This is a genomic window from Pantoea alhagi (assembly GCF_002101395.1).
In the GTDB taxonomy this organism is placed as follows: domain Bacteria; phylum Pseudomonadota; class Gammaproteobacteria; order Enterobacterales; family Enterobacteriaceae; genus Mixta; species Mixta alhagi.
In genome coordinates this window covers 2,740,125-2,765,542 of the sequence record NZ_CP019706.1, presented here as the reverse complement: position 1 = coordinate 2,765,542, position 25,418 = coordinate 2,740,125, and the positions used below count along the sequence as shown (strand labels likewise).

20 protein-coding genes are annotated in these 25,418 nt (G+C 52.3%); 12 read left to right on the top strand and 8 right to left on the bottom strand.

The window, feature by feature from the left end; all coding sequences use genetic code 11:
* Positions 1-29 precede the first annotated feature (29 nt).
* The 8 genes from tal (at position 30) to ampH (ending at position 7,940) form a co-directional block, all read left to right on the top strand.
* Positions 30-980, top strand: coding sequence for a transaldolase (gene tal / locus B1H58_RS12890; RefSeq protein WP_085070884.1), 951 nt, complete (start codon positions 30-32; stop codon positions 978-980).
* Positions 981-1,060: 80 nt separating this feature from the next.
* Positions 1,061-3,061, top strand: a complete 2,001-nt coding sequence (gene tkt / locus B1H58_RS12885; protein ID WP_085070882.1) for a transketolase — start codon at positions 1,061-1,063, stop codon at positions 3,059-3,061.
* Between the two features lie 361 nt (positions 3,062-3,422).
* Positions 3,423-4,208 carry a DUF3289 family protein gene (locus tag B1H58_RS12880; RefSeq protein WP_237172381.1) on the top strand — a complete coding sequence of 262 codons (786 nt, stop codon included), beginning with the start codon at positions 3,423-3,425 and terminating at the stop codon, positions 4,206-4,208.
* Positions 4,195-4,626 carry a DUF943 family protein gene (locus tag B1H58_RS12875; RefSeq protein ID WP_085070878.1) on the top strand — a complete coding sequence of 144 codons (432 nt, stop codon included), beginning with the start codon at positions 4,195-4,197 and terminating at the stop codon, positions 4,624-4,626. Before B1H58_RS12880 ends, B1H58_RS12875 begins: the two co-directional genes overlap by 14 nt.
* 68 nt (positions 4,627-4,694) lie before the next feature.
* Complete coding sequence (locus tag B1H58_RS12870) at positions 4,695-5,177, top strand: Hcp family type VI secretion system effector (protein WP_085070876.1); 483 nt, start codon at positions 4,695-4,697, stop codon at positions 5,175-5,177.
* A gap of 67 nt (positions 5,178-5,244) precedes the next feature.
* Positions 5,245-6,024: a DUF3289 family protein gene (locus tag B1H58_RS12865; protein WP_085070874.1), complete on the top strand. Its 780-nt coding sequence runs from the start codon at positions 5,245-5,247 to the stop codon at positions 6,022-6,024.
* Positions 6,021-6,431, top strand: a complete 411-nt coding sequence (locus B1H58_RS12860; RefSeq protein WP_085070872.1) for a DUF943 family protein — start codon at positions 6,021-6,023, stop codon at positions 6,429-6,431. The genes B1H58_RS12865 and B1H58_RS12860 overlap by 4 nt, the downstream gene beginning before the upstream one ends.
* 327 nt (positions 6,432-6,758) lie before the next feature.
* Complete coding sequence (gene ampH, locus B1H58_RS12850) at positions 6,759-7,940, top strand: D-alanyl-D-alanine-carboxypeptidase/endopeptidase AmpH (protein ID WP_418304125.1); 1,182 nt, start codon at positions 6,759-6,761, stop codon at positions 7,938-7,940.
* Between the two features lie 27 nt (positions 7,941-7,967).
* Here the strand turns inward: ampH and B1H58_RS12845 are convergent, their stop codons facing one another.
* From B1H58_RS12845 to B1H58_RS12815, 7 genes are all read right to left on the bottom strand, one after another.
* A complete protein-coding gene (locus B1H58_RS12845) occupies positions 7,968-9,029 on the bottom strand; it encodes a DUF1176 domain-containing protein (protein ID WP_085070868.1) in 1,062 nt (353 codons plus the stop codon).
* A 709-nt stretch (positions 9,030-9,738) separates the two neighbouring features.
* Positions 9,739-10,317 (bottom strand): GDP-mannose pyrophosphatase NudK, encoded by a 579-nt coding sequence (gene nudK, locus B1H58_RS12840; protein WP_085072307.1) that lies wholly within the window; start codon positions 10,315-10,317, stop codon positions 9,739-9,741.
* A gap of 149 nt (positions 10,318-10,466) precedes the next feature.
* Positions 10,467-11,144 carry a respiratory nitrate reductase subunit gamma gene (gene narI, locus B1H58_RS12835; RefSeq protein ID WP_085070866.1) on the bottom strand — a complete coding sequence of 226 codons (678 nt, stop codon included), beginning with the start codon at positions 11,142-11,144 and terminating at the stop codon, positions 10,467-10,469.
* A 2-nt stretch (positions 11,145-11,146) separates the two neighbouring features.
* Positions 11,147-11,869 (bottom strand): nitrate reductase molybdenum cofactor assembly chaperone, encoded by a 723-nt coding sequence (gene narJ / locus B1H58_RS12830; protein WP_085070864.1) that lies wholly within the window; start codon positions 11,867-11,869, stop codon positions 11,147-11,149.
* Positions 11,866-13,410: a nitrate reductase subunit beta gene (narH, locus tag B1H58_RS12825; RefSeq protein WP_085070862.1), complete on the bottom strand. Its 1,545-nt coding sequence runs from the start codon at positions 13,408-13,410 to the stop codon at positions 11,866-11,868. The genes narJ and narH overlap by 4 nt, the downstream gene beginning before the upstream one ends.
* Entirely contained in the window at positions 13,407-17,168 is a 3,762-nt protein-coding gene (locus B1H58_RS12820) for a nitrate reductase subunit alpha (RefSeq protein ID WP_085070860.1), read from the bottom strand. The genes narH and B1H58_RS12820 overlap by 4 nt, the downstream gene beginning before the upstream one ends.
* Before the next feature lie 322 nt (positions 17,169-17,490).
* The gene (locus B1H58_RS12815) at positions 17,491-18,885 is read right to left on the bottom strand and encodes a NarK family nitrate/nitrite MFS transporter (protein ID WP_085070858.1); all 1,395 of its coding nucleotides are present in this window, start codon (positions 18,883-18,885) and stop codon (positions 17,491-17,493) included.
* Positions 18,886-19,249: 364 nt separating this feature from the next.
* Between B1H58_RS12815 and narL the strand changes: the two genes are divergently transcribed.
* Positions 19,250-19,906: a two-component system response regulator NarL gene (gene narL, locus B1H58_RS12810; RefSeq protein ID WP_085070856.1), complete on the top strand. Its 657-nt coding sequence runs from the start codon at positions 19,250-19,252 to the stop codon at positions 19,904-19,906.
* Positions 19,907-19,946: 40 nt separating this feature from the next.
* Here the strand turns inward: narL and ansP are convergent, their stop codons facing one another.
* A complete protein-coding gene (ansP, locus tag B1H58_RS12805; protein WP_085070854.1) occupies positions 19,947-21,446 on the bottom strand; it encodes an L-asparagine permease in 1,500 nt (499 codons plus the stop codon).
* 426 nt (positions 21,447-21,872) lie between these two features.
* Between ansP and B1H58_RS12800 the strand changes: the two genes are divergently transcribed.
* The 3 genes from B1H58_RS12800 (at position 21,873) to B1H58_RS12790 (ending at position 25,369) form a co-directional block, all read left to right on the top strand.
* Positions 21,873-22,649 carry an MBL fold metallo-hydrolase gene (locus B1H58_RS12800; protein ID WP_085072306.1) on the top strand — a complete coding sequence of 259 codons (777 nt, stop codon included), beginning with the start codon at positions 21,873-21,875 and terminating at the stop codon, positions 22,647-22,649.
* Between the two features lie 330 nt (positions 22,650-22,979).
* Positions 22,980-24,674 carry a nitrate/nitrite two-component system sensor histidine kinase NarQ gene (gene narQ / locus B1H58_RS12795; RefSeq protein ID WP_085070852.1) on the top strand — a complete coding sequence of 565 codons (1,695 nt, stop codon included), beginning with the start codon at positions 22,980-22,982 and terminating at the stop codon, positions 24,672-24,674.
* Between the two features lie 62 nt (positions 24,675-24,736).
* Complete coding sequence (locus B1H58_RS12790; RefSeq protein WP_085070850.1) at positions 24,737-25,369, top strand: response regulator; 633 nt, start codon at positions 24,737-24,739, stop codon at positions 25,367-25,369.
* Positions 25,370-25,418: the final 49 nt, after the last annotated feature.

Sequence of the window (25,418 nt, the reverse complement as noted above, 5' to 3'; positions counted from 1 at the left end):
CTACCCTTCGGTTATCAAGGAGCTAAGAGATGAATCAGCTAGATGCACTGAAACAATTCACTACCGTTGTGGCGGACAGCGGCGATATTGAATCCATTCGTAATTATCACCCTGAAGACGCTACCACCAATCCGTCTCTGATCCTGAAAGCCGCTGGCCTCGAATCCTATAAACACCTGATTGATGACGCGATCGACTACGCGAAAAAACAGGGCGGCAGCAAAGAAACCCAGATTATCAACGCCAGCGACAAAGTTGCTGTGAACCTCGGCATGGAAATTTTGAAAAGCGTGCCGGGCCGTGTTTCGACCGAAGTGGATGCGCGCCTCTCCTTCGATCGTGGCATGTGCGTCACCAAAGCGGAAAAGCTGGTAAGAATGTATGAAGATCACGGCATCGACCGCTCACGCATTCTGATCAAGCTGGCTTCCACCTGGGAAGGGATCCGTGCAGCGGAAGAGCTGGAGAAAAACGGCATCAACTGTAACCTGACGCTGCTGTTCTCTTTTGCCCAGGCGCGTGCCTGTGCCGAAGCGGGCGTTTTCCTGATCTCCCCGTTCGTGGGCCGTATTTATGACTGGTACAACAGCCGCCAGCCGCTGGACCCTTACAATGTGGATGAAGATCCCGGCGTGAAATCGGTACGTGCGATTTACGAGTATTATAAATCGCATCGTTATAAAACTATCATCATGGGCGCAAGCTTCCGTAAAACCGAGCAGATTCTGGCGCTGGCGGGCTGCGATCGTTTGACTATTTCTCCGAACCTGCTGCAGGAGCTGCAATCCAGCGACGCGCCGGTAGAACGCAAGCTGACGCCGTCAACGCAGGGCTTCCACGAGCCGTCACCGCTTACTGAATCAGAGTTCCGTTGGGAACATAACCAGGATCCGATGGCGGTGGAAAAACTGTCTGAAGGCATCCGTCAGTTTGCTGCTGACCAGATCAAGCTGGAAGAGACGCTGGCCGCACGGCTGTAATAGCTGCATAACCATTTGATTCAGGGGCGAATTTTCGCCCCATTTTCATCCCATCTACATTTCCTTCAAGGGAGAAAAACATGTCCTCACGTAGAGAACTGGCGAATGCGATTCGTGCGCTCAGCATGGACGCGGTACAAAAAGCAAAATCAGGCCATCCAGGCGCGCCGATGGGCATGGCGGATATCGCCGAAGTGCTGTGGCGCGATTTCCTGAAGCATAATCCGACCAACCCCGCCTGGGCTGACCGCGACCGTTTTATTCTCTCTAACGGTCACGGCTCTATGCTGTTATATAGCCTGCTGCATCTGAGCGGCTACGATCTGCCGATTGAGGAATTGAAAAACTTCCGTCAGCTGCATTCCAAAACCCCTGGCCACCCGGAGATCGGGTATACGCCTGGCGTGGAAACCACTACCGGACCGCTGGGCCAGGGGCTGGCTAACGCGGTAGGTCTGGCGATTGCCGAGCGCACGCTGGCAGCGCAGTTTAACCGCCCTCAGCATGAGATTGTCGATCACTTCACCTGGGTTTTTATGGGCGACGGCTGTCTGATGGAAGGCATTTCGCATGAGGTTTGTTCGCTGGCGGGAACCCTGGGCCTTGGCAAGCTGATCGGTTTCTATGACCATAACGGCATTTCTATCGATGGTGAAACCGAAGGCTGGTTTACCGATGATACGGCAAAACGCTTTGAAGCCTATAACTGGCATGTGGTTGGCGACATTGATGGTCACGATCCTGACGCGGTTGCCGCAGCGATCAAAGAGGCGCAGAGCGTTACCGATAAGCCGTCTCTGATTATTTGCCGTACCATTATCGGTTTCGGTTCACCGAACAAAGCGGGTAAAGAAGATGCGCACGGCGCGCCGCTGGGCGATGAAGAGATCGCGCTGACACGCAAACAGCTGGGCTGGAACCATGCGCCGTTTGAAATTCCACAGGATATTTATCAGCAGTGGGATGCCCGACAGTCAGGCGAACAGCATGAAAAAGCCTGGAACGAGAAATTTGCCGCTTATAAAGCCGCCTTCCCGGAGTTGGCTGCAGAATATACACGCCGTATGACCGGTGGCATGCCGGAAAACTGGCAGCAGGAAACGCAGAAATTTATTGAACAGCTGCAGGCTAATGCCAATAAAATCGCCAGCCGTAAAGCATCACAAAATGCGCTGGAAGCCTACGGTAAACTGCTGCCGGAATTCCTTGGCGGCTCTGCGGATCTGGCACCGAGCAACCTGACAATTTGGTCAGGCTCGAAATCGATTAAAGACGATCCGGCTGGTAACTATATTCACTACGGCGTTCGTGAGTTTGGCATGACAGCGATTGCCAACGGCATCGCGCATCATGGCGGCTTTGTACCTTATACCGCCACCTTCCTGATGTTTGTGGAATATGCGCGTAACGCGGCACGTATGGCAGCGCTGATGAAAGCACGCCAGATTATGGTTTACACCCATGACTCTATCGGGCTGGGTGAAGATGGCCCAACCCATCAGCCGGTTGAGCAGTTAGCCAGCCTGCGTCTGACACCGAATATGAGCACCTGGCGTCCTTGCGATCAGGTAGAAACTGCCGTGGCGTGGAAACATGCGATTGAGCGTCATAACGGCCCGACCGCGCTGATCCTGTCGCGTCAGAATCTAATGCAGCCGGAGCGCACGCCGCAGCAGCTGGCAGATATCTCTCGTGGCGGCTATATTCTGCGCGATAGCGAAGGCACGCCAGAAGTGATCCTGATAGCCACCGGCTCCGAAGTGGAGATTACCCTGGGCGCGGCGGAGAAATTGACGCGTGCCGGACATAAAGTACGTGTGGTTTCTATGCCATCAACCGACCTGTTTGATAAACAGGATGTGGCTTACCGTGAATCGGTGCTGCCTTCCACCGTTACCGCTCGCGTCGCGGTAGAGGCAGGCATTGCGGACTACTGGTACAAATATGTCGGCCTGAACGGCGCCATTGTCGGCATGACGACGTTCGGTGAATCCGCTCCGGCAGATAAACTGTTTGCCGAGTTTGGCTTTACCGTGGAAAACATCGTAAGCCATGCCGAAGCGCTGTTGAAACCGCATTAACAGGTAATTAGAGAAAAAAGCACGCCATTGGGCGTGCTTTTTTATGCATGTAATTTTCCTGAGAATGAGAACCTCCGGCCAGCTCTTTCCTGATGCGCGCTTCAGATAAGTTAATAACATTATTTATGCACCACCGCATTGGGCTATTAATAATAGCGATACACAGAATAAAAGACCTCTGAAACAATAAATTGAGCATTTAATTATAACGCGTTAATTGCTTTACTATTAATATCACCTCTGGCTTTCGGATCATTCAAATAACCCAGCGCACCTCACAGATTTCTTTATTTCATCTTCTTTAATTTTTATGACTGCACTACCCTGCCCGCTAAGGTTCATAATTAGAAGGAGCTTAGCGATGGCCGAGAGCATGATATTTCCAGCCATAAAACTGCCCTGCCTGCTTTTTGCCACCCAGCATAAAATGGACGATTACGGTGCGCCCGATATGCTGTATGGCAATCTTTCCGCTGAGGTACTGCGCCAGCAATATCATCTGCGCGATATCTCCACGCGCATCGATCCCTTTACCCACCCTAACCGTGAAGAGTGCGCCCGCATTCTGTTTGATGAGTTTCGCGATCTGTCAGATATGTTCTCATTTTATGGTGATTATAAAAGCCTGGCGCGAACCATGATTACGCATATGCAGTATGGCAACGGCGCGGTTTTCAGTGATCCGCTGCTGGATCAGGCGATGGCGGAACATAGTTCTATGCAAAGCTCTCTTGATGCTATCTTAAAAAATATTCAAACCTATATTGACTGGGAAACAAAAACATTTCCTGAGTCTGCTATTCAGGATTTAACAGATTCGATAGGGGAAAGTTATTTACCCAGATTTGACAATTTTACCGACCGGTTTAACGGTTTAGGGATCACAATACATGATACCTGGGCAACTCATATTACCCTGGAAAGTTTATTAATTAAAAATGACTTTTTCACTGTGGTGATAAAATACCATATTCAGGATCACTTTGGTTTGGATACAGAAGATATAAGCAATAATTTTTATCGGCAGTTTCGTATTTTCAGGATATGGTTCTATCTTCAACACGTAAACAATAACTCTTTTAAACCATTCATTAGCGACATTTTTTTAACGAAAGAAATACGAGTAGGCCCCTATGATAAGATATAAAATTTTTATTTTTACTATAGTAGCGGCCCTATTATTTTTGACATATCAAATACTATTGCCCGCAGAAATTATTGGCATTCATAAGCCAGGAAAAACCTCAACCGTTGTTATTGTAAAAAATTTCCCTATAACAAGAGCCGGGAAAATTTCCTGGTGGAGGAAAAATCATAATCAGCTTAGTAAAGAGTTTCCATTTATTAACTCTCCGGAAAACCACAGAATTGTATTCTTTGAAGCTGAATATAAAAAAGATTCCGGCACCGATCAGGATAGCGACTTGCTTTGCTTTAAAGACATGCCTGACGAAGCGAACTGTATATCTAAGGATAATCGTCCACTACTGATATGGCGCCACCCCAATGGACATACCGAGTATGTAACTGAAAACGTTTTTCAGCGCTTTCTTCGGCATTTTTAACGAGCATACAAGTAAGAGAACTGCCGGACGCAGTTCGCCATGATTAATCAACGTAACAGGAGTAAAGGATGAGCATCGATCTTTTTTTAAAAATCGAGGGTATAGAGGGAGAAGCAAAGGATGCCCGTCATAAAGGCTGGATCACGCTCTCTGGTTTCAACTGGGGTGCCAGCCAGCCGGGCAATATGCAAACGGGTGGAGGGGGTGGTGCAGGCAAGGTTACCTGGCGCGACCTCACGGCTAATGCGTTAATTGATCGGTCGACGCCAGCGATTTTACGCTACCTTTCCAACGGCAGACATATTAATAAGGTGGAACTTTCTGCCTGCAAGGCCGGCGATCCGCAGATTGAATATATGCGGATTACGCTGGAGGAAGTGCTGTTAACTAATCTCAGTTATAACGGCATCAGCGGCAATGAACAGGTTGGCATGACCTATAGTTTCCAGGCAGCTAGGGTGCGCCAGCAGTACTGGGAACAAACGCAAAAAGGTGGCAGGGGCGCAGAAATCGCGGCCGGCTGGAATATCAAAGAAAATAAAGAAATGTAACGTTAATTATCTGCCGCCGCCTTTTTGCGGCGGCTTGTTCAGTAAGGTTGTTAAAAGGAACTTAGCAATGACAGATAATTTATTATCACCAGCTATAAAACTGCCCTGCCTGCTTTTTGCCACCCAACATAAAATGGATGATTACGGTGCACCTGATATGCTGTATGGCGACCTCTCCGCTGAGGTGATGCGCCAGCAATATCATCTGCGCGATATCTCCACGCACATCGATCCTTTTACCCACCCCAACCGTGAAGAAAGCGCCCGCATTCTGTTTGATGAGTTTCGCGATCTGTCAGATATGTTTTCATTTTATGGTGATTATAAAAGCCTGGCGCGAACCATGATTACGCATATGCAGTATGGCAACGGCGCGGTTTTCAGTGATCCGCTATTGGATCAGGCGATGGCGGAACATAGTTCTATGAAGCAAGCCGTTGAATTAATTAATACTATATTCAAAAAATGTAGCAACGTATCGAAAGATGGTAAAATTAAGATTGACTTTGATAAACTATTGAAGCTAATAAATCAGATCCGACTGCCAAAATTCAATAATACTCTGGATAGATTTAACAGCCTGGGAATTACCGTTCATGACATATGGGCAACGCATATTTTCCTTGACTCTTTCGCAATAAAAAACAGCAGCTACTCTGTTAAAATACGCTTTAAATTTCAGGATCATTTTGGCTTAGATACTACAGACATAAGCAATGCTTTCTACCGTAACTTTCGTATATTTCGCATTTGGTTTGTATTACAACGATGGGAGGGGTATGGCTTTCATCCATTCTTTACCGAAATTAACTCCATCGTGAAAATACAGGGCAGCTTTAAAAAATGAAAAAAATACTTATTCTTGTAGTGATTTTTTCTTTTGTCATTACTGGCTACCGTATCTGCCACCCAACAAGGATCATTGGCATTCATCAAGTTTCTGAAAATATCATAGTATTAGTCGTGCAACATTTCCCATGGACTAAACAGGGAAAAATAAGTTGGTGGCAGAGAAACCAATCTGGAGTATTTAGCAAACTTAACATCCAGGAAAACAATTATTCAGTTTTTATTTACAATACCTGTTATAAAAAAGACTCTGGTACCGATCAGGACAGCGACCTGCTGTGCTTTAAAGATATGGCCACCGAAGAGAGCTGCATTTCTAAAGAAAATCGTCCGCTGATAATCTGGCGCTATCGAGACGGCCATACCGAGTACACAACGGAAAGCATCTTCCGCCGTTTCTATTAACGGTTCAAAAACAACGACGCGACTGCATGAAGCCGTTAATGCGGATGCAGCCAGGGCTCTCCTGGTTGCAAAGCTCCCTGTTGCCTGCACTCCCGTTGCTATCGCCACGCTCATGGCGCTTCGCGGAGAGGAAAAAATTCTTCGGCTCCCCCCTTTCCGTTATTGAGAAAACGATTACTATACCCGTCATATTTCAGGTTGCAGATGCGCTGGCTTTCTTCACTCCCCCGGTCATTTACTGATGTAAACACCCGGATTCACTGTGTCGCCGCCTTGCTGCAACCCGAATTATTCAGGGTAATATCATTTACCTTCCGCTAAACCTTGATGGATCTGTCTCCGTTGAAAACTCGTTTTTATTTGCTGGCTGCACTGTTTGCCACGCTGCCGCTGCGCGGCCAGGCGCAGCCTTCGTCCGATCCGCTTCTGGCTTCACAAATTGTCGATCGTTATGCTGAGCATATTTTTTATGGCAGCGCCGCTACCGGCATGGCACTGGTCGCTATTGATGGTAATCAGCGAGTTTTTGCCAGCTTCGGCGAGACCCGCCCCGGCAATGAGACGCGCCCGCAAAAAGATTCGTTAATCCGTATCGCCTCAATAAGCAAACTGATGACCAGCGAAGTGATGCTTAAAATGGCGGAACGGGGACAGGTTAGGCTTGACGATCCTTTGGCTAAGTATGCACCGCCCGGCTCGCGCGTGCCTGACTATGCCGGACAGCCGATGCGTCTGATCCATCTTGCTACCCATACCAGCGGGCTGCCGCGTGAACAGCCCGGCGGCAAAGCGGGACGCCCGGTATTTGTCTGGCCGACAAAAGCCGATCGCTGGAGCTGGCTACGGCAGGCACAGCTGAATACACCGCCAGGCGTACGCGCCGCTTACTCTAACATCGCTTATGATTTACTGGCGGATGCGCTCTCCCGCGCGGCAGGTACGCCTTATCCGGCACTGTTTCGTCAGTTGATTACCCGACCATTGGGCATGAAAGACACCACGTTCACGCCTTCACCAGACCAGTGCAAACGCCTGATGGTGCCGGAGCGCGGTGCCAGCCCCTGCATCAATACGCTGGCAGCCATTGGCAGCGGCGGTGTCTATTCAACGCCGGAGGATATGGGCCGCTGGATGCAGCAATTTTTGAACTCCGATATCAATACGCGCACGCCGCAAATCGATCGTCTGCAAACGCTGATCTATCAGCGCAGCCAGTTGACCAAAGTAGAAGGTATGGATGTGCCAGGCAAAGCTGCGGCGCTGGGTATGGGCTGGGTCTATATGGCACCTGAAAATGGTCATCCCGCCATTATGCAAAAAACCGGCGGCGGCGGCGGTTTTATCACCTATATGGCGATGATCCCGCAGTACAATGTTGGCGTATTTGTGGTAGTGACCCGTACCAGTTTGACGCGTTTCCGCGCCATGAGCGATGGGGTAAATGATTTATTGACTGAACTGGCAGGCAACCAGCAAGGCTCCCCAATTCGGGTACAGGAAATTCGTTAAGCTGGCGGCGGATAACAGCGCCGTCGCTCAGGGCTGTGATGGACGCTGGCTCACCCACAGGGTGGGCCATTCGTCACTGCCATGCCAGGCGTCACAGGTTCCCTCTTCGGCATACTCCGCCAGCACAAACTCCTGACCGTTAAACTGCCAGCGGGTGGCGATACCGCAATCGCCCAGCCCGCGCCCTTTTGCATAGGTAAAGAGTTGTGCATTAGCCGCATCATACTCTGCATTAATTATCTCCAGCAGCCTGTCATTGCGGCCCGGCGGTGCAAAAGGCAACGACAGTGTCAGGCGACGTGATAGCCAGGGCTGGGTGCGGGTGACTTCAAAGGCCAAATCAATCATGTTGTATGCTCCCATTTCACAGCTCACCAGCAGCAGAGCCTTGCTGTCAGTTAGTGGGGCTACGCTGACTTCACGGCGCATCGGGTCCAGCGAACACTCATCGGCGCTTACACGCCAGGTGCCGTAATCGATCAGCCCAGTGGTTTCTTCACGCGTTAAGGGCGTCGCGGAACGCTCCGAAAGACGCATTACTGGCGCTGTCGGTTCCGGCGGCACATCCCACACGCTGCGGCTGCCGCGCTTTACCCAGGCGCTCAGGCTACCGACGCGCCCCTGGACATCATCCATTAGCAGCAGCGCCGCCTTAAGCCCATGCAGTGAAATGGTGGACTGGGGTCGCCATGTAAGCTGGATATTATCAGCATCCATGATTTGCGTGAGGAACTCATCGATAGCGATGGGATGGCTGGTCACCAGGTGATGCGGTTCCACTGTCCAGTGTTTAAAGTCGGGGCGCAGACGCTTCTGATCGAGCAGCAGGTTATCCTGCAACGCCGCGCCCTTTAAATCACCGGTATAACGATTGCCATAGTCAATACGCAACAAAGGACGATCATTAACGCCGGCATAGCGAGAGAGCGTCATTACCAGTCCATTTTCGCCGGTGATATTTCGTGCCACACAATAATTAAGGTTATTACAGGTAATCTGCCAGTCGGTAAATATTTTCTGTAACGGAGCCGCCTGCACGCTGGCAATGAAAAGGAAAGGCAACAACAGCGATTTCATCCAGTAAGGCATTTAATAACCCAATCCCTAAATTAGTTCATTGATGATAGCGCAACGACAGCGGTTCAACATGCCTTTCTCTGGTTATAAAAGAAAACAGGCCTGCAACCAGGGAACAAACCAGGGTGATAACCTAACGTTACGATTTATCATCCTGTGCCGCTCTGTTTATCTCAATCGGATTTCTCGGACTCTTTAATCAGGTCTGCAAACGGTCATATCCTCACAAGCGATCACGCTGATTTTCCTGGGAAGAAACGTGGAGGCGCATTTTGCGATCCCGCTTTGTTTAATTTTTATTATACCGAAGGCATTGTTTTACCTGCTAAGCACCAGCGGAAAATATTGAGCAATTAAATCTCAGTAGCTGGATGCTGGGTGCCGGGTTGGTTAAATTAAGCCGGATGTTACAGAGAACTATTCTTCGCAATCTGACGCAGAGAAAAAAGGAATTTACAACGTAGCCATGGCGACGCGGTTATTAACCCGTCCTCATCAGGGAGTCAAAATTACCGCTGTGCCGCATTCAGAATATGAAGTCACTTTTTACCAGCGCACAATGAGAACGAGCAGCAGCTCCTCTGTTTAATTATATGCTGAACAGCCAGACGCAGCGGCTCTGTAACGATGAGCTGATCTGGCTATAGGCGCATTCGGCATGGCAAATGGAACAAATTTCGCAAGGCCAGGGTAGAGCCCTCACCTGGTAAGTATCGGCACCTCAGGCGTGCAGCCAGCCTGCCTGTTGCGCATACTGCAACAGCATAATGGTTTTACCGTCGCGAATTTCACCATTTTTAATCATCGCCAGCGCCTGTGGAAAAGGCAGCTCCAGCACTTCAATTGATTCATCTTCCACGCCGCCACCCGCATTATCCCGCTGTGATTCATCATACTCAGCGGCAAAAAAATGCAGCAGCTCCGTCACGCCGCCGGGCGACATATAAGCCTCAAACAGTTTCTCTACCTTGCCGACGGCGTAGCCGGTCTCTTCAATTGCTTCTTTACGAATGCAGTCTTCCGGCGAATCATCATCAAGCAGCCCGGCGCAGGTTTCGATCAGCATGCCATTCTCGTTACCATTAACAAAGGTAGCCATACGGAACTGTCGGATCAGAACCACGCTGTTCTTTTCGCGGTTATAAAGCAAAATGGTCGCGCCATTGCCGCGATCGTAAACTTCCCGCTTGTGGCGTATCGTCTCACCGCTGCTGGTTGTGAGCTCATAGGTATAGTTACGCAGAACAAACCAATTTTCTGACAGCAGCTTATCTTTGATCAGCTTGATATGGGCAGGCATAGCGGCTCCGAAAATAAACAGGGAGCCTGCAATCATAAAACTGCCGCAACGAGAAAACTATCCGAATTGCGACAGGGATAGCGGAAAACTGTCTCTGTACAGGGGAACGGGGAAGATGCCGCAGGCCAGAAGACCTGCGGCTGAAACCATCAGTGGCGGTTACGCACCAGCTGATAACGACGGGTCAGATATTCTACCGGCGCGCTCCAGATATGCACCAGACGGCAGAACGGGAACAGCAGGAACAGCGTCATGCCCAGTACCATATGAACTTTATAGATCAGCGCCACGCCTTCCAGATGCGCTGCCGCACCGGCATGGAACGTGACTATGGCCTGCGCCCAGCCTACCAGCTTCATCATTTCGCTGCCGTCCATATGGTGAGCAGAAAAAGGAATCGTCAGCAGGCCAAGCGTTGCCTGAGCTACCAGCAACGTCAGGATCAGAATATCGCCGGTGCTGCTGGTGGCGCGCACGCGCGGATTGGTCAGACGGCGTTTCAGCAGCAGACCGCCGCCAATCAGCGTCATCGCACCGAAGATACCGCCCGCAACCATCGCCAGCAGCTGTTTCATCGCAATCGGCAGGAACGATTCATACATCCAGTGCGGCGTCAACATGCCGACCAGATGGCCAAAGAAAATGCCGATAATGCCGATATGAAACAGGTTAGATGCCAGACGCATCCCCTTTTTATCCAGCATCTGGCTGGAGCCTGCACGCCAGCTATATTGCCCATAATCGTAACGTAACCAGCTGCCGACCAGAAAAACCGTCCCGGCCAGATAAGGATAGATATTAAAGAAAAACAGATTCAAGAATTGCATGATCAGCGTCCTGTCATTCCTGTGGTGGCTTGCGCCACGTCCAGATACTGTGGCGCAACGGCACCGGCAAAGCGGCGCTGATGCGCTTCCTGCTGTGCTGAGGCGCAGCCCTGTTCACCCAGGAAGCGGATTTGTTCCTCTTCCCAGACCGCATCCAGCGCCTGAGGCGTATCGTCGCGCGCCTCCTGTGCCACCTGCGGCTCCAGCGCATCGGCAGCGACGCCGCTGTCGGAGAGCGCCAGCAGCACGTCAAGCAGATCGGCCCAGCGGCTATTGCGCTGCCGCAGCCGCGCGCCCAGCAGCGCTAAAATCGGCGCGATATCCACCAGCCCTTCACGTGCCTCTTCCGGGCTGCGGCTGCTAAGATATTCCAGATAAAGCGGCAGGAAATCAGGCAGTTCGCGACTATCCAGCTCCAGTCCGGCTGCACGATACTGCTCCAGCAGATCGACCATCGCCTGCCCGCGATCGCGGGATTCACCGTGAACGTGTTCAAACAGCAGCAGTGAGGTAGCGCGTCCACGATCGAACAGTTCACAGTAGTCAGCCTGCAGATCGAGCAGCGGCCGGGCGCTGAAATCGCGCACCACGGCCAGCAGCTGCGCACGCAGTTGCTCATTAAGCTCGCGGGCGTCAGACAGCGCCTCCTCCAGCTCCTGTTGATGCTCGAACAACGCCCGATCGGGATAATCCAACAGGCGACCAATAATTCTTAGCGCCATCATGAGGCATCCTCCCGATTCCCGGTTTTACGTGTAATATCAACCGCATCGATGCGACGGGTATTAAACAGGTTAAATTTGCTGTCGCTGCCGTGGCAGCCGTCACCGAAGCTAAAGCCGCAGCCTTTGCTTTCCGGGAAGGCCTCACGCGCCAGTTCGCGATGGCTGGAAGGCACAACAAAGCGATCTTCATAGTTGGCGATCGCCAGATAGCGATACATTTCCTGAGCCTGCGCCTCTGTGAGACCTACCTGCTCCAGCGCGCTGGTATCCACCACGCCGTCCACGCTTTCCGCACGCTTGTAGTGACGCATCGCCAGCATACGCTTCAGCGCCAGCAGCACCGGCGCGGTATCGCCTGCGGTCAGCAGATTAGCCAGATACTGCACCGGAATACGCAGGCTTTCTACGTTTGGCAGCACGCCCTGTTGATCCAGCACGCCCGCATCGGCGGCTGACTGAATCGGCGATAAAGGCGGCACATACCACACCATCGGCAGCGTGCGATATTCAGGATGCAGCGGCAGCGCCAGCTTCCAGTCCATCGCCATTTTATAAACCGGCGATTTCTGCGCTGCGTCGATCACGCTCTGCGGGATGCCATCTTTTAGCGCCTGTGCAATAACGGCCGGATCGTGCGGATCGAGGAAAACGTCCAGCTGGCTTTGATAGAGATCCTGCTCGTTCTCCACCGCTGCTGCCTGCTCGATACGATCTGCGTCATACAGCAGCACGCCTAAATAGCGGATGCGGCCCACGCAGGTTTCGGAGCACACGGTCGGCTGGCCCGCTTCGATACGTGGATAGCAGAAAATACATTTTTCTGATTTGCCGCTTTTCCAGTTGAAGTAGATTTTTTTATACGGGCAGCCGGTCAGACACATACGCCAGCCGCGGCATTTGTCCTGATCGATCAGCACAATGCCATCCTCCCCACGCTTATAGATGGCGCCGCTTGGACAGGTGGCGACACAGGCCGGATTCAGGCAGTGTTCGCACAGGCGCGGCAGATACATCATGAAGGTGTTTTCGAACTGTCCGTACATCTCTTTCTGGATGTTATCGAAGTTTTTATCCTGGGAGCGTTTAGAGAATTCGCCGCCAAGGATCTCTTCCCAGTTCGGGCCACCTTCGATTTTTTTCATCCGCTGGCCGGTAATCAGCGAGCGCGGACGCGCGATCGGCTGATGCTTGCCAGCAGGAGCATTGTGCAGATGCTGATAATCAAAATCGAACGGCTCGTAGTAATCATCCAGCGCCGGAACATCGGGGTTAGCGAAGATTTTAGACAACAGGCCGACGCGGCTGCCCATGCGCGGCTGTAGCTGACCGTTGATTTTACGGATCCAGCCGCCTTTCCATTTTTCCTGATCTTCCCAAGCGCGCGGATAGCCAACGCCCGGTTTGCTTTCTACGTTGTTAAACCAGGCATACTCCATGCCTTCCCGGCTGGTCCAGACATTTTTACAGGTTACCGAACAGGTATGGCAGCCGATGCATTTGTCGAGGTTTAACACCATACCGACTTGCGAACGAATTTTCATTGCTGAGCCTCCTGGCGGGAACCCTGGCACTCGTCGTTGCCTTCGCCATCTAACCAATTGACATTATTCATTTTTCTTACCACCACAAACTCATCACGATTCGAACCTACGGTACCGTAATAGTTGAAGCCGTAGGCCAGCTGCGCATAACCGCCAATCATATGGGTCGGTTTCGGGTAAACGCGCGTTACTGAGTTATGAATACCGCCGCGCTGACCGGTGATTTCCGCACCCGGAATATTCACGATACGTTCCTGCGCGTGGTACATCATGGTCATACCGGCAGGGACACGCTGGCTAACCACAGCACGCGCGGTCAGCGAGCCGTTGGCGTTAAAGGCTTCGATCCAGTCGTTGTCTTCAATACCCAGATCTTTGGCATCTTCCTCGCTCATCCAGACAATCGGCCCGCCGCGCGACAGCGTCAGCATCAACAGATTGTCGCTGTAGGTTGAGTGAATGCCCCATTTCTGGTGTGGCGTCAGGAAATTCAGCGCTTTTTCCGGGTTGCCGTTCGGCTTTTTATTCAGCAGCGGCTGCACGGCTCGCGTGTCTACCGGCGGACGGTAAACCAGCAGGCTTTCGCCGAAAGCGCGCATCCATTCATGATCCTGATAAAGCTGTTGACGACCGCTCAGCGTACGGAACGGGATCAGCTCATGGATATTGGTGTAACAGGCGTTATAAGAGACATGCTCATCTTCCAGACCAGACCAGGTCGGGCTGGAGATGATTTTACGCGGCTGTGCCTGAATATCGCGGAAGCGGATTTTTTCATCTTCTTTATTCAGCGCCAGATGCGTATGGTCACGACCGGTGATTTTGCTCAGCGCGCCCCAGGCTTTTACCGCGACCTGTCCGTTGGTTTCCGGCGCCAGCGTCAGAATCATTTCCGCTGCGTCAATCGCGCTGTCAATCATCGGACGGCCCGCTGCCGGCCCTTCATGCTTAACGTAATTGAGCTTTTTCAGCAGCTCGATTTCTGTATCGGTGTTCCAGCTGATCCCTTTACCGCCGTTGCCCAGTTTATCCATCAAGGGTCCAATGGAGGTGAAGCGTTCCCAGGTGGCCGGATAATCACGTTCAACGGTGATGATATGCGGTGCGGTTTTACCCGGGATAAGATCGCACTCGCCTTTTTTCCACTCTTTAACGCCGAACGGCTGTGCCAGTTCTGCGGCAGAGTCATGCTGCATCGGCAGGGTCACCACATCGGTTTCTTTGCCGAGGTGGCCGTGACAAACTTCCGAGAAGCTTTTGGCAATGCCTTTGTAAATTTCCCAGTCGCTCTTCGCTTCCCAGGCGGGATCGACAGCGGCCGAAAGTGGATGAATAAACGGATGCATATCCGAGGTATTCATGTCGTCTTTTTCATACCAGGTTGCCGTCGGCAGCACGATATCGGAGTAGAGGCAGGTGCTGGACATACGGAAATCGAGCGTTACCACCAGATCCAGTTTGCCTTCACCACCGTTATCCTGCCATTCCACTTCCTGCGGCTTGACGCTGCCCTGCTCGCCCAGGTCTTTGCCCTGAATGCCATTTTCCGTACCCAGCAGGTACTTCAGCATGTATTCATGGCCTTTACCGGAAGAGCCCAGCAGGTTGGAACGCCAGACAAACAGATTACGCGGGAAGTTCTGCGGATTATCCGGCTGCTCTGCCGCAAAGCGCAGCGAGCCTTGTTTCAGGCTGTCAACGGTATAGTCGATCGGCGTCTGACCGGCAGCCTGCGCTTTGGCCGCGATATGCAGCGGGTTAACAGAGAGCTGCGGCGCAGAGGGCAACCAGCCCATACGCTCGGCGCGCACGTTAAAATCGATCAGGCTGCCCTGGAAACGAGATTTATCCGCCAGCGGTGAAAGCAGAGTAGCGGTTTCCACCGTTTCATGACGCCACTGGCTGGAGTGGTTATAGAAGAAGGAGGTGCCGTTCATATGGCGTGGCGGACGTTGCCAGTCCAGACCAAATGCCAGCGGTGTCCAGCCGGTTTGCGGGCGCAGTTTTTCCTGGCCCACATAGTGCGCCCAGCCGCCACCGCTCTGTCCAACGCAGCCGCAGAACACCAGCATATTGATCAGCCCGCGATAGTTCATATCCATATGGAACCAGTGATTCATACCGGCGCCGACAATGATCATGGAACGACCGTGGGTTTTTTCCGCGTTTTGCGCGAACTCGCGTGCGATACGGATAATCTGCTCGCGGGATACGCCGGTGATTTTCTCTGCCCAGCCCGGAGTATAAGCTTTGATCTCATCGTAACTGGCGGCGCAGTTAGCATCATCCAGACCACGATCAAGGCCATAGTTAGCCAGCGTCAGATCGTAAACGCTGGTAACCAGCGCTTCGCTGCCGTCGGCCAGTTTCAGGCGTTTAACCGGCAGTTTATGCAGCAGGATTTCATCCAGCGCCACGCTGTTGAAATGTTCGCTTTCGATACCGCCGAAATAAGGGAAGCCGACTTCCGCCACCTCATCGTGGCTGCCCAGCAGGCTCAGCTGTAGCTCAACATCCCGCTGCGAACCGCCTTCACGCGCTTCAAGGTTCCATTTGCCCTCTTCGCCCCAGCGATAGCCAATAGAGCCCAGCGGCGCTACCAGTTCACCGCTCAGGCTATCCAGCGCGATGGTTTTCCATTCCGGATTATTTTCCTGCCCGAGGTTATCCACCAGATCGCTGGCGCGCAGCATACGACCAGCCGCGTAATAGCCGCCTTCGCGCGGTTCCAGCATCACCAGCATCGGCATATCGGTATAGCGACGTACATAATCACGGAAATAAGGCACTTCGCGATCGAGATGGAACTCTTTCAGCATGACATGGCCCATCGCCAGCGCCATTGCGCTGTCGGTGCCCTGTTTCGGGTTTAGCCAGAGATCGCACAGCTTGGCGACTTCCGCATAGTCCGGCGTCACCGCCACGGTTTTGGTGCCTTTGTAGCGCACTTCAGTGAAGAAGTGGGCATCCGGCGTACGCGTCTGCGGGACGTTGGAACCCCAGGCGATAATATAGGAAGAGTTATACCAGTCGGCGGATTCTGGTACGTCGGTCTGTTCGCCCCAGGTCATTGGCGAAGCTGGCGGCAGGTCGCAGTACCAGTCGTAGAAACTCAGGCAGGTCCCGCCAATCAGCGACAGATAACGCGCGCCAGCGGCGTAAGAGACCATCGACATTGCCGGAATTGGCGAGAAACCAATAATACGGTCTGGCCCGAAGGTTTTGGCGGTGTACACGTTCGCAGCGGCGATAAGCTCATTGACTTCCTGCCAGCTGGAACGCACAAATCCACCGCGTCCACGCGCCACTTTATAGCTTTTCGCTTTTTCAGGATCGTTGATGATAGAGCCCCAGGCATCAACCGGATCGCTGTGCCGCGCTTTGGCTTCGCGCCATAATTTCACTAACCGCTTGCGCATAAGTGGATATTTCAGGCGATTGGCACTATATAAATACCATGAGTAGCTGGCGCCGCGTGGGCAACCGCGTGGCTCATGGTTAGGCAGATCCGGACGAGTGCGCGGATAGTCAGTCTGCTGCGTTTCCCAGGTGACCAGTCCGTTTTTGACATAAATCTTCCAGCTACATGAACCGGTGCAGTTGACGCCGTGCGTAGAACGCACGATCTTGTCATGCTGCCAGCGGCTGCGGTAACCATCTTCCCAGTCCCGGTTAGTATTAAGTGTCTGGCCGTGTTGACCAGCAAAGGGTTCGGCTAGTTGTTTGAAATAGCGAAACCGATCCAGAAATTTGCTCATCCGGAATTCTCCTGAAGGCTCGGTGTTGTTATAAATGGCTAAACGACATTGCGTATGGTGTGAGTATCAGCCTACTGAGCTGATAACGCTGGCCGCTTGATTGCGATCAAGTCAGCACGGCGAAGCGGTTCCCCCTTGCGCCCTCTCTACTCCTTAAGGAGTAAACCCCTCCCAGACTTAACCTCATAATTTAAATGGATAAATTTAATGCGGCATAGCCAGGGTTTCGGGTTTCTGCGGCTACCGGCTATTTAGGAGTACGGCACGTAAGGAACAATAAAAAAACCGGCCTTGTCTGTATGACAAAAGCCGGTTTGGGCGATTAGCGCGCAGCCTTGCGACCGTAGACTAACCAGGTGATCAAAATGCAAACCACATAGAACGCCAGGAAGATTTTCATCGCGCCAGCCGGTGAACCGGTCATCGCCAGTGAAATACCGAAGGTTTGCGGAATAAAGAAGCCGCCTGCCGCGCCGATGGCGGAAATAAAGCCCAGCGCTGCTGCCGTATCAGTTACCGCTTCCTGCTGCGCCTGCTGATCGCTGCCGCCGCGTGCTTTTACGCTATCCCAGGTAATTTTACGGAAGATCACCGCTATCATTTGATAGGTGGAACCGCTACCCAAACCTGCGGTTAAGAACAGCACCATAAAGATACCGAAGAACAGCGGGAACGAGCCGCCCTCTCCCTCTACTGGCAGAGACAGAAACAGCAATCCGGTAAATAACGCCATTACGATAAAGTTAATCAGCGTGACGCGAACGCCGCCAAAGCGGTCAGAAATCACTCCGCCCGCAGAACGAGCCAGCGCGCCCAGAAGCGGACCAAAGAAGGCGTACTTCATGATCACGATCTCGGGAAACTGCGTTTTTGACAACATGGCGAAACCAGCGGAGAACCCGATAAATGAACCGAAGGTAGCCAGGTAAAGCAGGCTCAGCCCCCACAAATGCACGAGTTTTAATACCGGCAGCTGTTGACGCAGAGAGGCTTTGGACGCGGCGAGATCGTTCATACCGAACCAGGCGGCAAGCGTGGCGATAAACAGCAGCGGTACCCAAATCCAGGCGGCATTTTCCAGCCACATATGGTCGCCGTCGCGGGTCACCTGACCCTGGCCAAAATAGCCAAAAATCGCCATTGAGATGGCCAGCGGCGCCAGCAGCTGCATGACGCTTACGCCCAGATTGCCCAGGCCGCCGTTAATGCCCAGTGCGCCACCCTGCTGCGCTTTTGGATAAAAGAAACTGATATTGCCCATACTTGAGGCGAAGTTTGCGCCTGCAAAGCCGCAAAGCAGGGAGATCAGAACAAACACCGTAAAAGGCGTTTGTGGATTTTGTACGGCAAAACCGAGCCACAGACAGGGGATCAGCAGAAAGCCGGTGCTGAAAGCGGTCCAGCGGCGACCGCCAAACAGAGGAATAACGAAAGAGTAAGGCACACGCAGCAGCGCGCCGGAAACAGAAGGTAAAGCGGTCAGCAGAAAAAGCTGATCGGTTGTAAAGTTAAAGCCAACTTTATTTAGGTTAACGGCAACGGTGCTAAACAGCATCCAGACGCAGAATGCCAACAACAGGCAAAAAACAGAAATCCATAAGTTACGGCTTGCGATACGTTTACCGCTCTGCTGCCAGAATTCCGCATCTTCCGGCTGCCAGTTTTGAATAACGGCACCTGATGCTTTTTTTTCTGACGGCGTGGCTAAATTTGACATAATAACCCCGATGATGAAATGAGAACTGCGCACATCCTGCCTGGTCGTCAGCGGTGCGGAGTTGACATAAATCAACGGGGCGGCAGTTAGTTTCAGGCGGCAATTGTGTCTTAACCACTAAATGAGTAGTGTTTACCCTGAAAACAAATTTAATAAAAACAGCTAATTAAAAAACAAGAATCGCTGCCGTTAAAGATTTTAATCTCCTCTGCATTTACTTTTACTACCTATTTATAGGTATAAAACATCTTATAAGAATTATGAAAAATAGCTGGCGACAGTGCTGTTTTCACTGAAACCGGCTTTCGTTATGCCTTATGCAGCGTTGCAGTTGCTGACAACACCATGATTAACCGGAGCCTGTATGACTATCCACGATGACGCCGCCACTATCCTGTTGATCGACGATCATCCGATGTTGCGTAACGGCGTTAAACAGCTGATTAGCCTCGATTCGCAGTTGAAGGTGATCGCCGAAGCAGGCAATGGCGAACAGGGTCTGGCGCTGGCCGAGCAGCTCGATCCTGATTTAATTTTGCTTGATTTGAATATGCCAGGTATTAACGGTCTGGAAACGCTCGATCTCTTGCGCCGTATCGATCTTTCGGGCCGGATCGTCGTGTTTACCGTGTCAAACGATGAAGAAGATGTGGTGAGCGCGCTGAAGCGTGGCGCAGATGGTTATCTGCTGAAAGATATGGAGCCAGAGGCGCTGCTTACCTCACTGCATCAAGCCGCCGCAGGGCAACTGGTGTTAAGCGAGACTCTGACCTCAGTTCTGATTAGCAGCCTGCGCGAAACGCCGCCTGCGACTCAACGCGATCTGCAGCAGCTTACCCGAAGGGAGCAGGATATTTTGCGACAAATTGCGCGTGGGCTCCCGAATAAAACTATCGCCCGTAAACTTAATATCACCGAGAGCACGGTAAAAGTGCATGTAAAACATCTGCTAAAGAAGCTGCAGCTAAAGTCGCGGGTAGAAGCGGCGGTCTGGTATTTACAACATAAGATGGGAAGTTAAGAAGCGGCGGACGACTGGTTGATCGTCCGCCGCCAGGCGCTTATTTTGAAGGGTTTTCTTTTAACGGCGCGGCTGGCTGCGCACCGTCATGAGCGTGCTCATGCTCGGTCATGGCAACCGCATGGACGCGCTTACGCACGCCAAACCAACCCAAAACCAGCACTACGGCGAGCAGCGGCAGAGAAGCCACGGTATAGGTTCCGTTAGGGTAGTCAAACGCCATCAGCACCAGCACGCTCACCAGAAACAGCAGCGTCAGCCATGATGTCACCGGCGCGCCTGGCAGCTTAAAGCTAACGTCATCGGCCCTGCCTTCCTTGATTGCCTTACGCAGGCGCATCTGGCAGACAATAATAAATGCCCAGGTCGAAAGAATACCCAGCGAGGCGATGTTAAGTACGATTTCAAATACCTGTGACGGAACAAAATAGTTCAGCGCAACGCCCACGATATAAACGCCGATGGTAACCAGAATACCGGCGTAAGGCACCTGCTGGCCGCTCATTTTTGACAGAACCTGCGGCGCAGAACCGCCCATCGCCATTGAGCGCAAAACGCGTCCGGTGGCATAGAGGCCAGAGTTCAGGCTGGAAAGCGCCGCACTCAGTACCACAATATTCATGATACTGCCGATATAAGGCACGCCCAGCTTTGAGAAGAAAGTGACAAACGGGCTTTGTCCGGCCTGATAAGCATTCCACGGCAGCAGCAACACCAGCAGCGTCACGGAGCCGACATAAAACAGGCCAATACGCCAGATTACGCTGTTAATCGCTTTCGGCAGCACCTTTTTCGGCTCTTTACATTCGCCTGCCGCAATCCCGACCAGCTCTATCGAAGCAAAAGCGAAAACCACGCCCTGCACCAGCACCAGCGCTGGCAGCAGCCCATGTGGGAACATGCCGCCGTTATCCGTGATCAAATGGAAGCCAGTGGTATTGCCATCCAGCGGTTTACCGCTGCCCAGGAACACCACGCCCACCACCAGGAAAATCATAATGGCCAGCACTTTTACCAGCGCAAACCAGAACTCCATCTCAGCAAACCATTTCACGCCGATTAGATTCATCGAGCCGACAATAACCAGCGCACCCAGCGCAAACACCCACTGCGGCACATCGCCAAACGCGCCCCAGTAGTGCATATAGAGTGCTACGGCGGTAATGTCCACGATGCCGGTCATCGCCCAGTTAACAAAGTACATCCAGCCAGCAACGTAAGAAGCTTTTTCACCTAAAAACTCGCGCGCATAGGAAACAAAGCTGCCGCTGGAGGGACGATGCAGCACCAGTTCACCAAGCGCACGCAAAATAAAGAAGGAAAAAATACCGCAAACGAGATAAACCAGCGCCAGCGCCGGACCTGCAGCCTGTAAGCGCGCGCCCGCGCCGAGAAACAGACCGGTTCCTATAGCGCCGCCGATGGCGATCATCTGTACCTGACGGTTACCCATCGCTTTGTCGTAACCAGCATCATGTGAATTCAGCCAGCGTCTTCTGGCAGCGCGTTGATCCGCTGCCGTTTTCTTGGTTGCTTTCATTGCCTATCCTGTTGTCCTGTCCGATAAAGGAGCGCCTGTCCGCTCAGCTCTCTTCGCCTCTTAATAAACAAACGATTGCGTTATAAAGAGTTGAAGGAATAAATCCGCTATAGATCTGGGTCTTTTAGTGTGGCGACATAGCGAATTTACGGCGATGAATCCTAACCTTTCTGTTAATGGGAAGCAAAACTCCCATGGTGAAAATTATTACCCTTTTTGTCATTTTTGTAACACGGATAAAAGTACCGGCGTGAAGAGGCAGAAAACGGCAATTGGCCCGATTCCATCGATATTTGACATTCAGACTACTCACATGGCTGAGCGCTCTACTCTTATAGTGATAGCACGTTAGCATTTCAGGCATACATGCCTGATTCGGCAGGCGTTACCGACTACCGCAAGTGCAAAAATCATCTGGAGCAAAGCATGAAACTAACCCAAATACGCAACGCAACATTACGCCTTGATTACGCAGGAAGCCGCTTTCTTATCGATCCGGTTTTAGCTGACAAGGAAGCCTGGCCTGGTTTTCCCGGCACAGCGCGCTCACATTTACGTAATCCGCTTGTTGAACTGCCCGTTGCCATTGATGAACTGCTGAAGGTTGACGCCGTTATCGTTACCCATACTCATCTGGATCACTGGGATGAGGCGGCTCAACACGCTATACCCAAAGATATGCCGATCTTCGTTCAGCATGAAAATGATGCCGCGCTTATCCGTTCGCAAGGGTTCACTGAGGTTCGCGTATTACAGGATGAGAATAGCTTTGCCGGCATCACTATCATTAAAACCGATGGTCAGCATGGCAGCGATGAAGCCTATGCTAATCCTGAAATGGCGGCTATGCTCGGCGATGCCTGCGGCCTGGTGTTGCGTCACAATAGCGAAAAAACGCTCTATATTGCGGGTGATACCATTTGGGTTAAGCCTTATGTCGATACGTTGCAGACGTGGCAGCCTGATGTGGTGATCATCAACGCTGGCTTTGCGCAGGTGGATGGCTACGGCGCTATTATCATGGGGAAAGAGGACTTTCTGCGTACCCATCAGGTTCTTCCCCATGCGGCGATCGTCGCTTCGCATCTGGAAGCGATTAATCACTGTGTACTGACGCGTGCTGAGATACGTGAATATGCACATCAGCAGGGCATTGAGCAGAGCGTACGGATCCCGGAAGATGGCGAAACGCTGGTGTTCTGAATCCTGCCCCATCCGGCATCTTAAAACGTACCGGACAATGGCCTGACGCCGCATGACAAAACAGGGATAGCCGTAACGGCTACGGCATATCCTCTTTGTTTGAATCAGGAGGTAATCCCTGACCACACCAACCGTTGCCGTTATTGCCACCGCTGGCGTCAGTTCATTTCACTTTTCCGTTCCGTGTATTATTTTCGGTCAGGTAATGCCTTAGCCGGATCGCTTTAGAATGATAACCGCACTACCTGCGCTTAATTTGACTTCACACCGCTGCGCACGCTCAGGTTTCGGGCTATTATTGCCACCCTCTTTTCTGGGTTAAGTTTTCTTATGCTAAAACGCTCCGTTACCAGTTCTATTGCGCGTGCGCTGGCCGGCATCGTTATTCTTTCGGTGCTCTCTACCAGCCTGGCGTTACTGACCCTGTCCGGCAGCCTGCGCGATGCGGAAATGATTAATATTGCTGGCTCGCTGCGAATGCAAAGCTATCGCCTTGCCTGGGATCTTGACAGGCGATCTCCCGAACTGGAAGCGCATCTGCGTTACTATCAGCAGTCATTGAATGCGCCGGTTCTGCAACATCTGAACCGGTTCTACGTGCCGCAAAACGTGCGTAATCGTTATCAGCAGCTCCAGTTATCCTGGCCCCTGCTGCGGGCAGATTTAACCAGCAGCGATCCTGGGCGCTACTCGCAACATGTGGTGCATTATGTCAGTGAAATCGATCGCTTTGTTTACGATCTGCAACGTTATGCGGAACGTAAAATGCAGCTGGTGGCGTTGACCAGCGCGCTGGGTTTTATCGCCATCGTAGCGCTGGCGTTCTGGACTATCCGCCTGACGCGCCGTCAGGTCGTCAAGCCGCTGAATCAACTGGTCACTGCCAGCCGCTATATCCAACAGGGTAATTTCAACTACCCAACGCTGGATACGACATTAGTCAATGAGCTGGGCCTGCTGGCGAACACCTTTAATCGCATGTCCGGCGAGCTGGAACGTCACTACAGCGAGCTGGAAAACACCGTTAAGACGCGCACGGCGGATCTGATGGCTGCGCACCAGACCATGACCATTTTATACGAGGCGTCACAGGCGCTGGCCGTAAGCAGTCTTGGCCATCCAACCATTATGCAGGTCATGGAGATCGTTTTTACCCGTGCCGGCCTGAACGCGCTGACATTAGATGCCGGGGAAAACTGGCAGATTGCGCTGGGAACGCCGCAGCCGGATAAAAACTGGCAGCGACTGACGCTACAACAGGAAAATCAACCGGGCGGCGAGCTGCGCTGGCAGGAAGGCACCAGGGAAACCTCTGCGCCGCTGATGCAAAGCGTTGGCAATTTGCTGTCGCGCGCTATCTGGATCCATCAGGCGCAGAAACAGCAGCAGCAGCTGCTGTTGATGGAAGAGCGCGCCACTATCGCCCGCGAGCTGCACGATTCGCTGGCGCAGGCGCTCTCCTACCTGCGTATTCAGCTAACCTTACTGAAGCGCAACATGAACGCCGATCAGCAGCCAGCGCAGCAGATCGTCAGCGACGTCGATCAAGGGCTGGCAGAAGCCTATCGCCAACTCCGCGAACTGCTGAATACCTTTCGCCTGTCGGTGGACGAAGCCTGTCTGCCTGCCGCGTTGCAGGCGATGCTGACTCCGCTGAAACAGCAAACCAGCGCTGAGATCGATCTGCACTGTTCCTCTGGCTTTGATGCGCTTACGGCTCAGCAGCAGGTGCATGTATTACAGATTGTCCGCGAGGGGGTGTTGAATGCCATCCGCCATGCGAACGCCAGACAGATTAAGGTAAGCTGCGACACGCAGGAAAACGGTGAATATCAGATTGTTATCAGTGACGATGGCTGCGGGCTGAGCACCGTTGAGGAGCCAGCGGGTCATTATGGCCTGACGATTATGCATGAACGGGCACAACGCCTGGGCGGTAGCTTACAGCTGGATACCACGCCGAAGCAGGGAACGCAGCTGCTGTTACGTTTTCCTTCACAAACAACTGAAACGGTGGCGAATTAATCGCCCCCGTTATTCTTTTTTACTCAGCCAGCCACTGCTGGCGGTCTGGTCCGGGGAGTATTATGAACAACCGACATTTTACCGTGATGCTGGTCGACGATCATCCACTGATGCGCCGGGGGATTCGTCAGTTGCTGGAGTTAAACAGCAGTTTTGACGTGGTAGCCGAAGCCAATAATGGCACCGAGGCGCTGGCTGAAGCTCGCCGCCTCTCTCCCGATGTGATCTTGCTGGATTTACATATGAAGGGCATGTCCGGCCTTGATACCCTGAAGGCGCTGCGCAATGAAGGGATCGCGGCGCGTATTCTGGTGTTAACCGTTTCTGATGCCCGCAGCGATATTTACGCTATGCTGGATGCGGGTGCGGACGGTTATCTGCTTAAAGACAGCGAACCGGAACTGCTGTTACAGCAAATTATCGAAGGCTCGCAGGGTCAAAACGTCTACAGCCGCATCGTGCGCGACTATCTGGCGACGCGCGGCCACAGCGCCAATCCGTTCCAGACGCTAACAGAACGCGAGCTGGACGTTCTGCAGGAGGTGGCGCGCGGGCTCTCTAATAAAGAGATCGCCCTCGCCCTGCATATTTCCGAGGAGACGGTAAAGGTGCATATCCGTAATTTCCTGCGTAAGCTGGATGTGCGCTCACGCGTCGCCGCCACCGTGCTGTGGCTGGAAAATAAACATAGCTAGGCTTTTTTCATCAAAGGCGCTTTTCGGCACGATAATTTACACTTTCTTC

What these genes read in the sequence shown, in the direction of transcription:
- tkt (WP_085070882.1), top strand. Translation starts at nt 1,061, where the DNA reads ATGTCCTCACGTAGAGAACTGGCGAATGCGATTCGTGCGCTCAGCATG.
- B1H58_RS12820 (WP_085070860.1), bottom strand. Translation starts at nt 17,168, where the DNA reads ATGAGCAAATTTCTGGATCGGTTTCGCTATTTCAAACAACTAGCCGAA.
- B1H58_RS12800 (WP_085072306.1), top strand. Translation starts at nt 21,873, where the DNA reads ATGAAACTAACCCAAATACGCAACGCAACATTACGCCTTGATTACGCA.
- B1H58_RS12860 (WP_085070872.1), top strand. Translation starts at nt 6,021, where the DNA reads ATGAAAAAAATACTTATTCTTGTAGTGATTTTTTCTTTTGTCATTACT.
- B1H58_RS12865 (WP_085070874.1), top strand. Translation starts at nt 5,245, where the DNA reads ATGACAGATAATTTATTATCACCAGCTATAAAACTGCCCTGCCTGCTT.
- narJ (WP_085070864.1), bottom strand. Translation starts at nt 11,869, where the DNA reads ATGATGGCGCTAAGAATTATTGGTCGCCTGTTGGATTATCCCGATCGG.
- ansP (WP_085070854.1), bottom strand. Translation starts at nt 21,446, where the DNA reads ATGAAAGCAACCAAGAAAACGGCAGCGGATCAACGCGCTGCCAGAAGA.
- B1H58_RS12815 (WP_085070858.1), bottom strand. Translation starts at nt 18,885, where the DNA reads ATGTCAAATTTAGCCACGCCGTCAGAAAAAAAAGCATCAGGTGCCGTT.
- narH (WP_085070862.1), bottom strand. Translation starts at nt 13,410, where the DNA reads ATGAAAATTCGTTCGCAAGTCGGTATGGTGTTAAACCTCGACAAATGC.
- narQ (WP_085070852.1), top strand. Translation starts at nt 22,980, where the DNA reads ATGCTAAAACGCTCCGTTACCAGTTCTATTGCGCGTGCGCTGGCCGGC.
- B1H58_RS12870 (WP_085070876.1), top strand. Translation starts at nt 4,695, where the DNA reads ATGAGCATCGATCTTTTTTTAAAAATCGAGGGTATAGAGGGAGAAGCA.
- narL (WP_085070856.1), top strand. Translation starts at nt 19,250, where the DNA reads ATGACTATCCACGATGACGCCGCCACTATCCTGTTGATCGACGATCAT.
- B1H58_RS12790 (WP_085070850.1), top strand. Translation starts at nt 24,737, where the DNA reads ATGAACAACCGACATTTTACCGTGATGCTGGTCGACGATCATCCACTG.
- nudK (WP_085072307.1), bottom strand. Translation starts at nt 10,317, where the DNA reads ATGCCTGCCCATATCAAGCTGATCAAAGATAAGCTGCTGTCAGAAAAT.
- tal (WP_085070884.1), top strand. Translation starts at nt 30, where the DNA reads ATGAATCAGCTAGATGCACTGAAACAATTCACTACCGTTGTGGCGGAC.
- B1H58_RS12880 (WP_237172381.1), top strand. Translation starts at nt 3,423, where the DNA reads ATGGCCGAGAGCATGATATTTCCAGCCATAAAACTGCCCTGCCTGCTT.
- B1H58_RS12845 (WP_085070868.1), bottom strand. Translation starts at nt 9,029, where the DNA reads ATGCCTTACTGGATGAAATCGCTGTTGTTGCCTTTCCTTTTCATTGCC.
- B1H58_RS12875 (WP_085070878.1), top strand. Translation starts at nt 4,195, where the DNA reads ATGATAAGATATAAAATTTTTATTTTTACTATAGTAGCGGCCCTATTA.
- ampH (WP_418304125.1), top strand. Translation starts at nt 6,759, where the DNA reads ATGGATCTGTCTCCGTTGAAAACTCGTTTTTATTTGCTGGCTGCACTG.
- narI (WP_085070866.1), bottom strand. Translation starts at nt 11,144, where the DNA reads ATGCAATTCTTGAATCTGTTTTTCTTTAATATCTATCCTTATCTGGCC.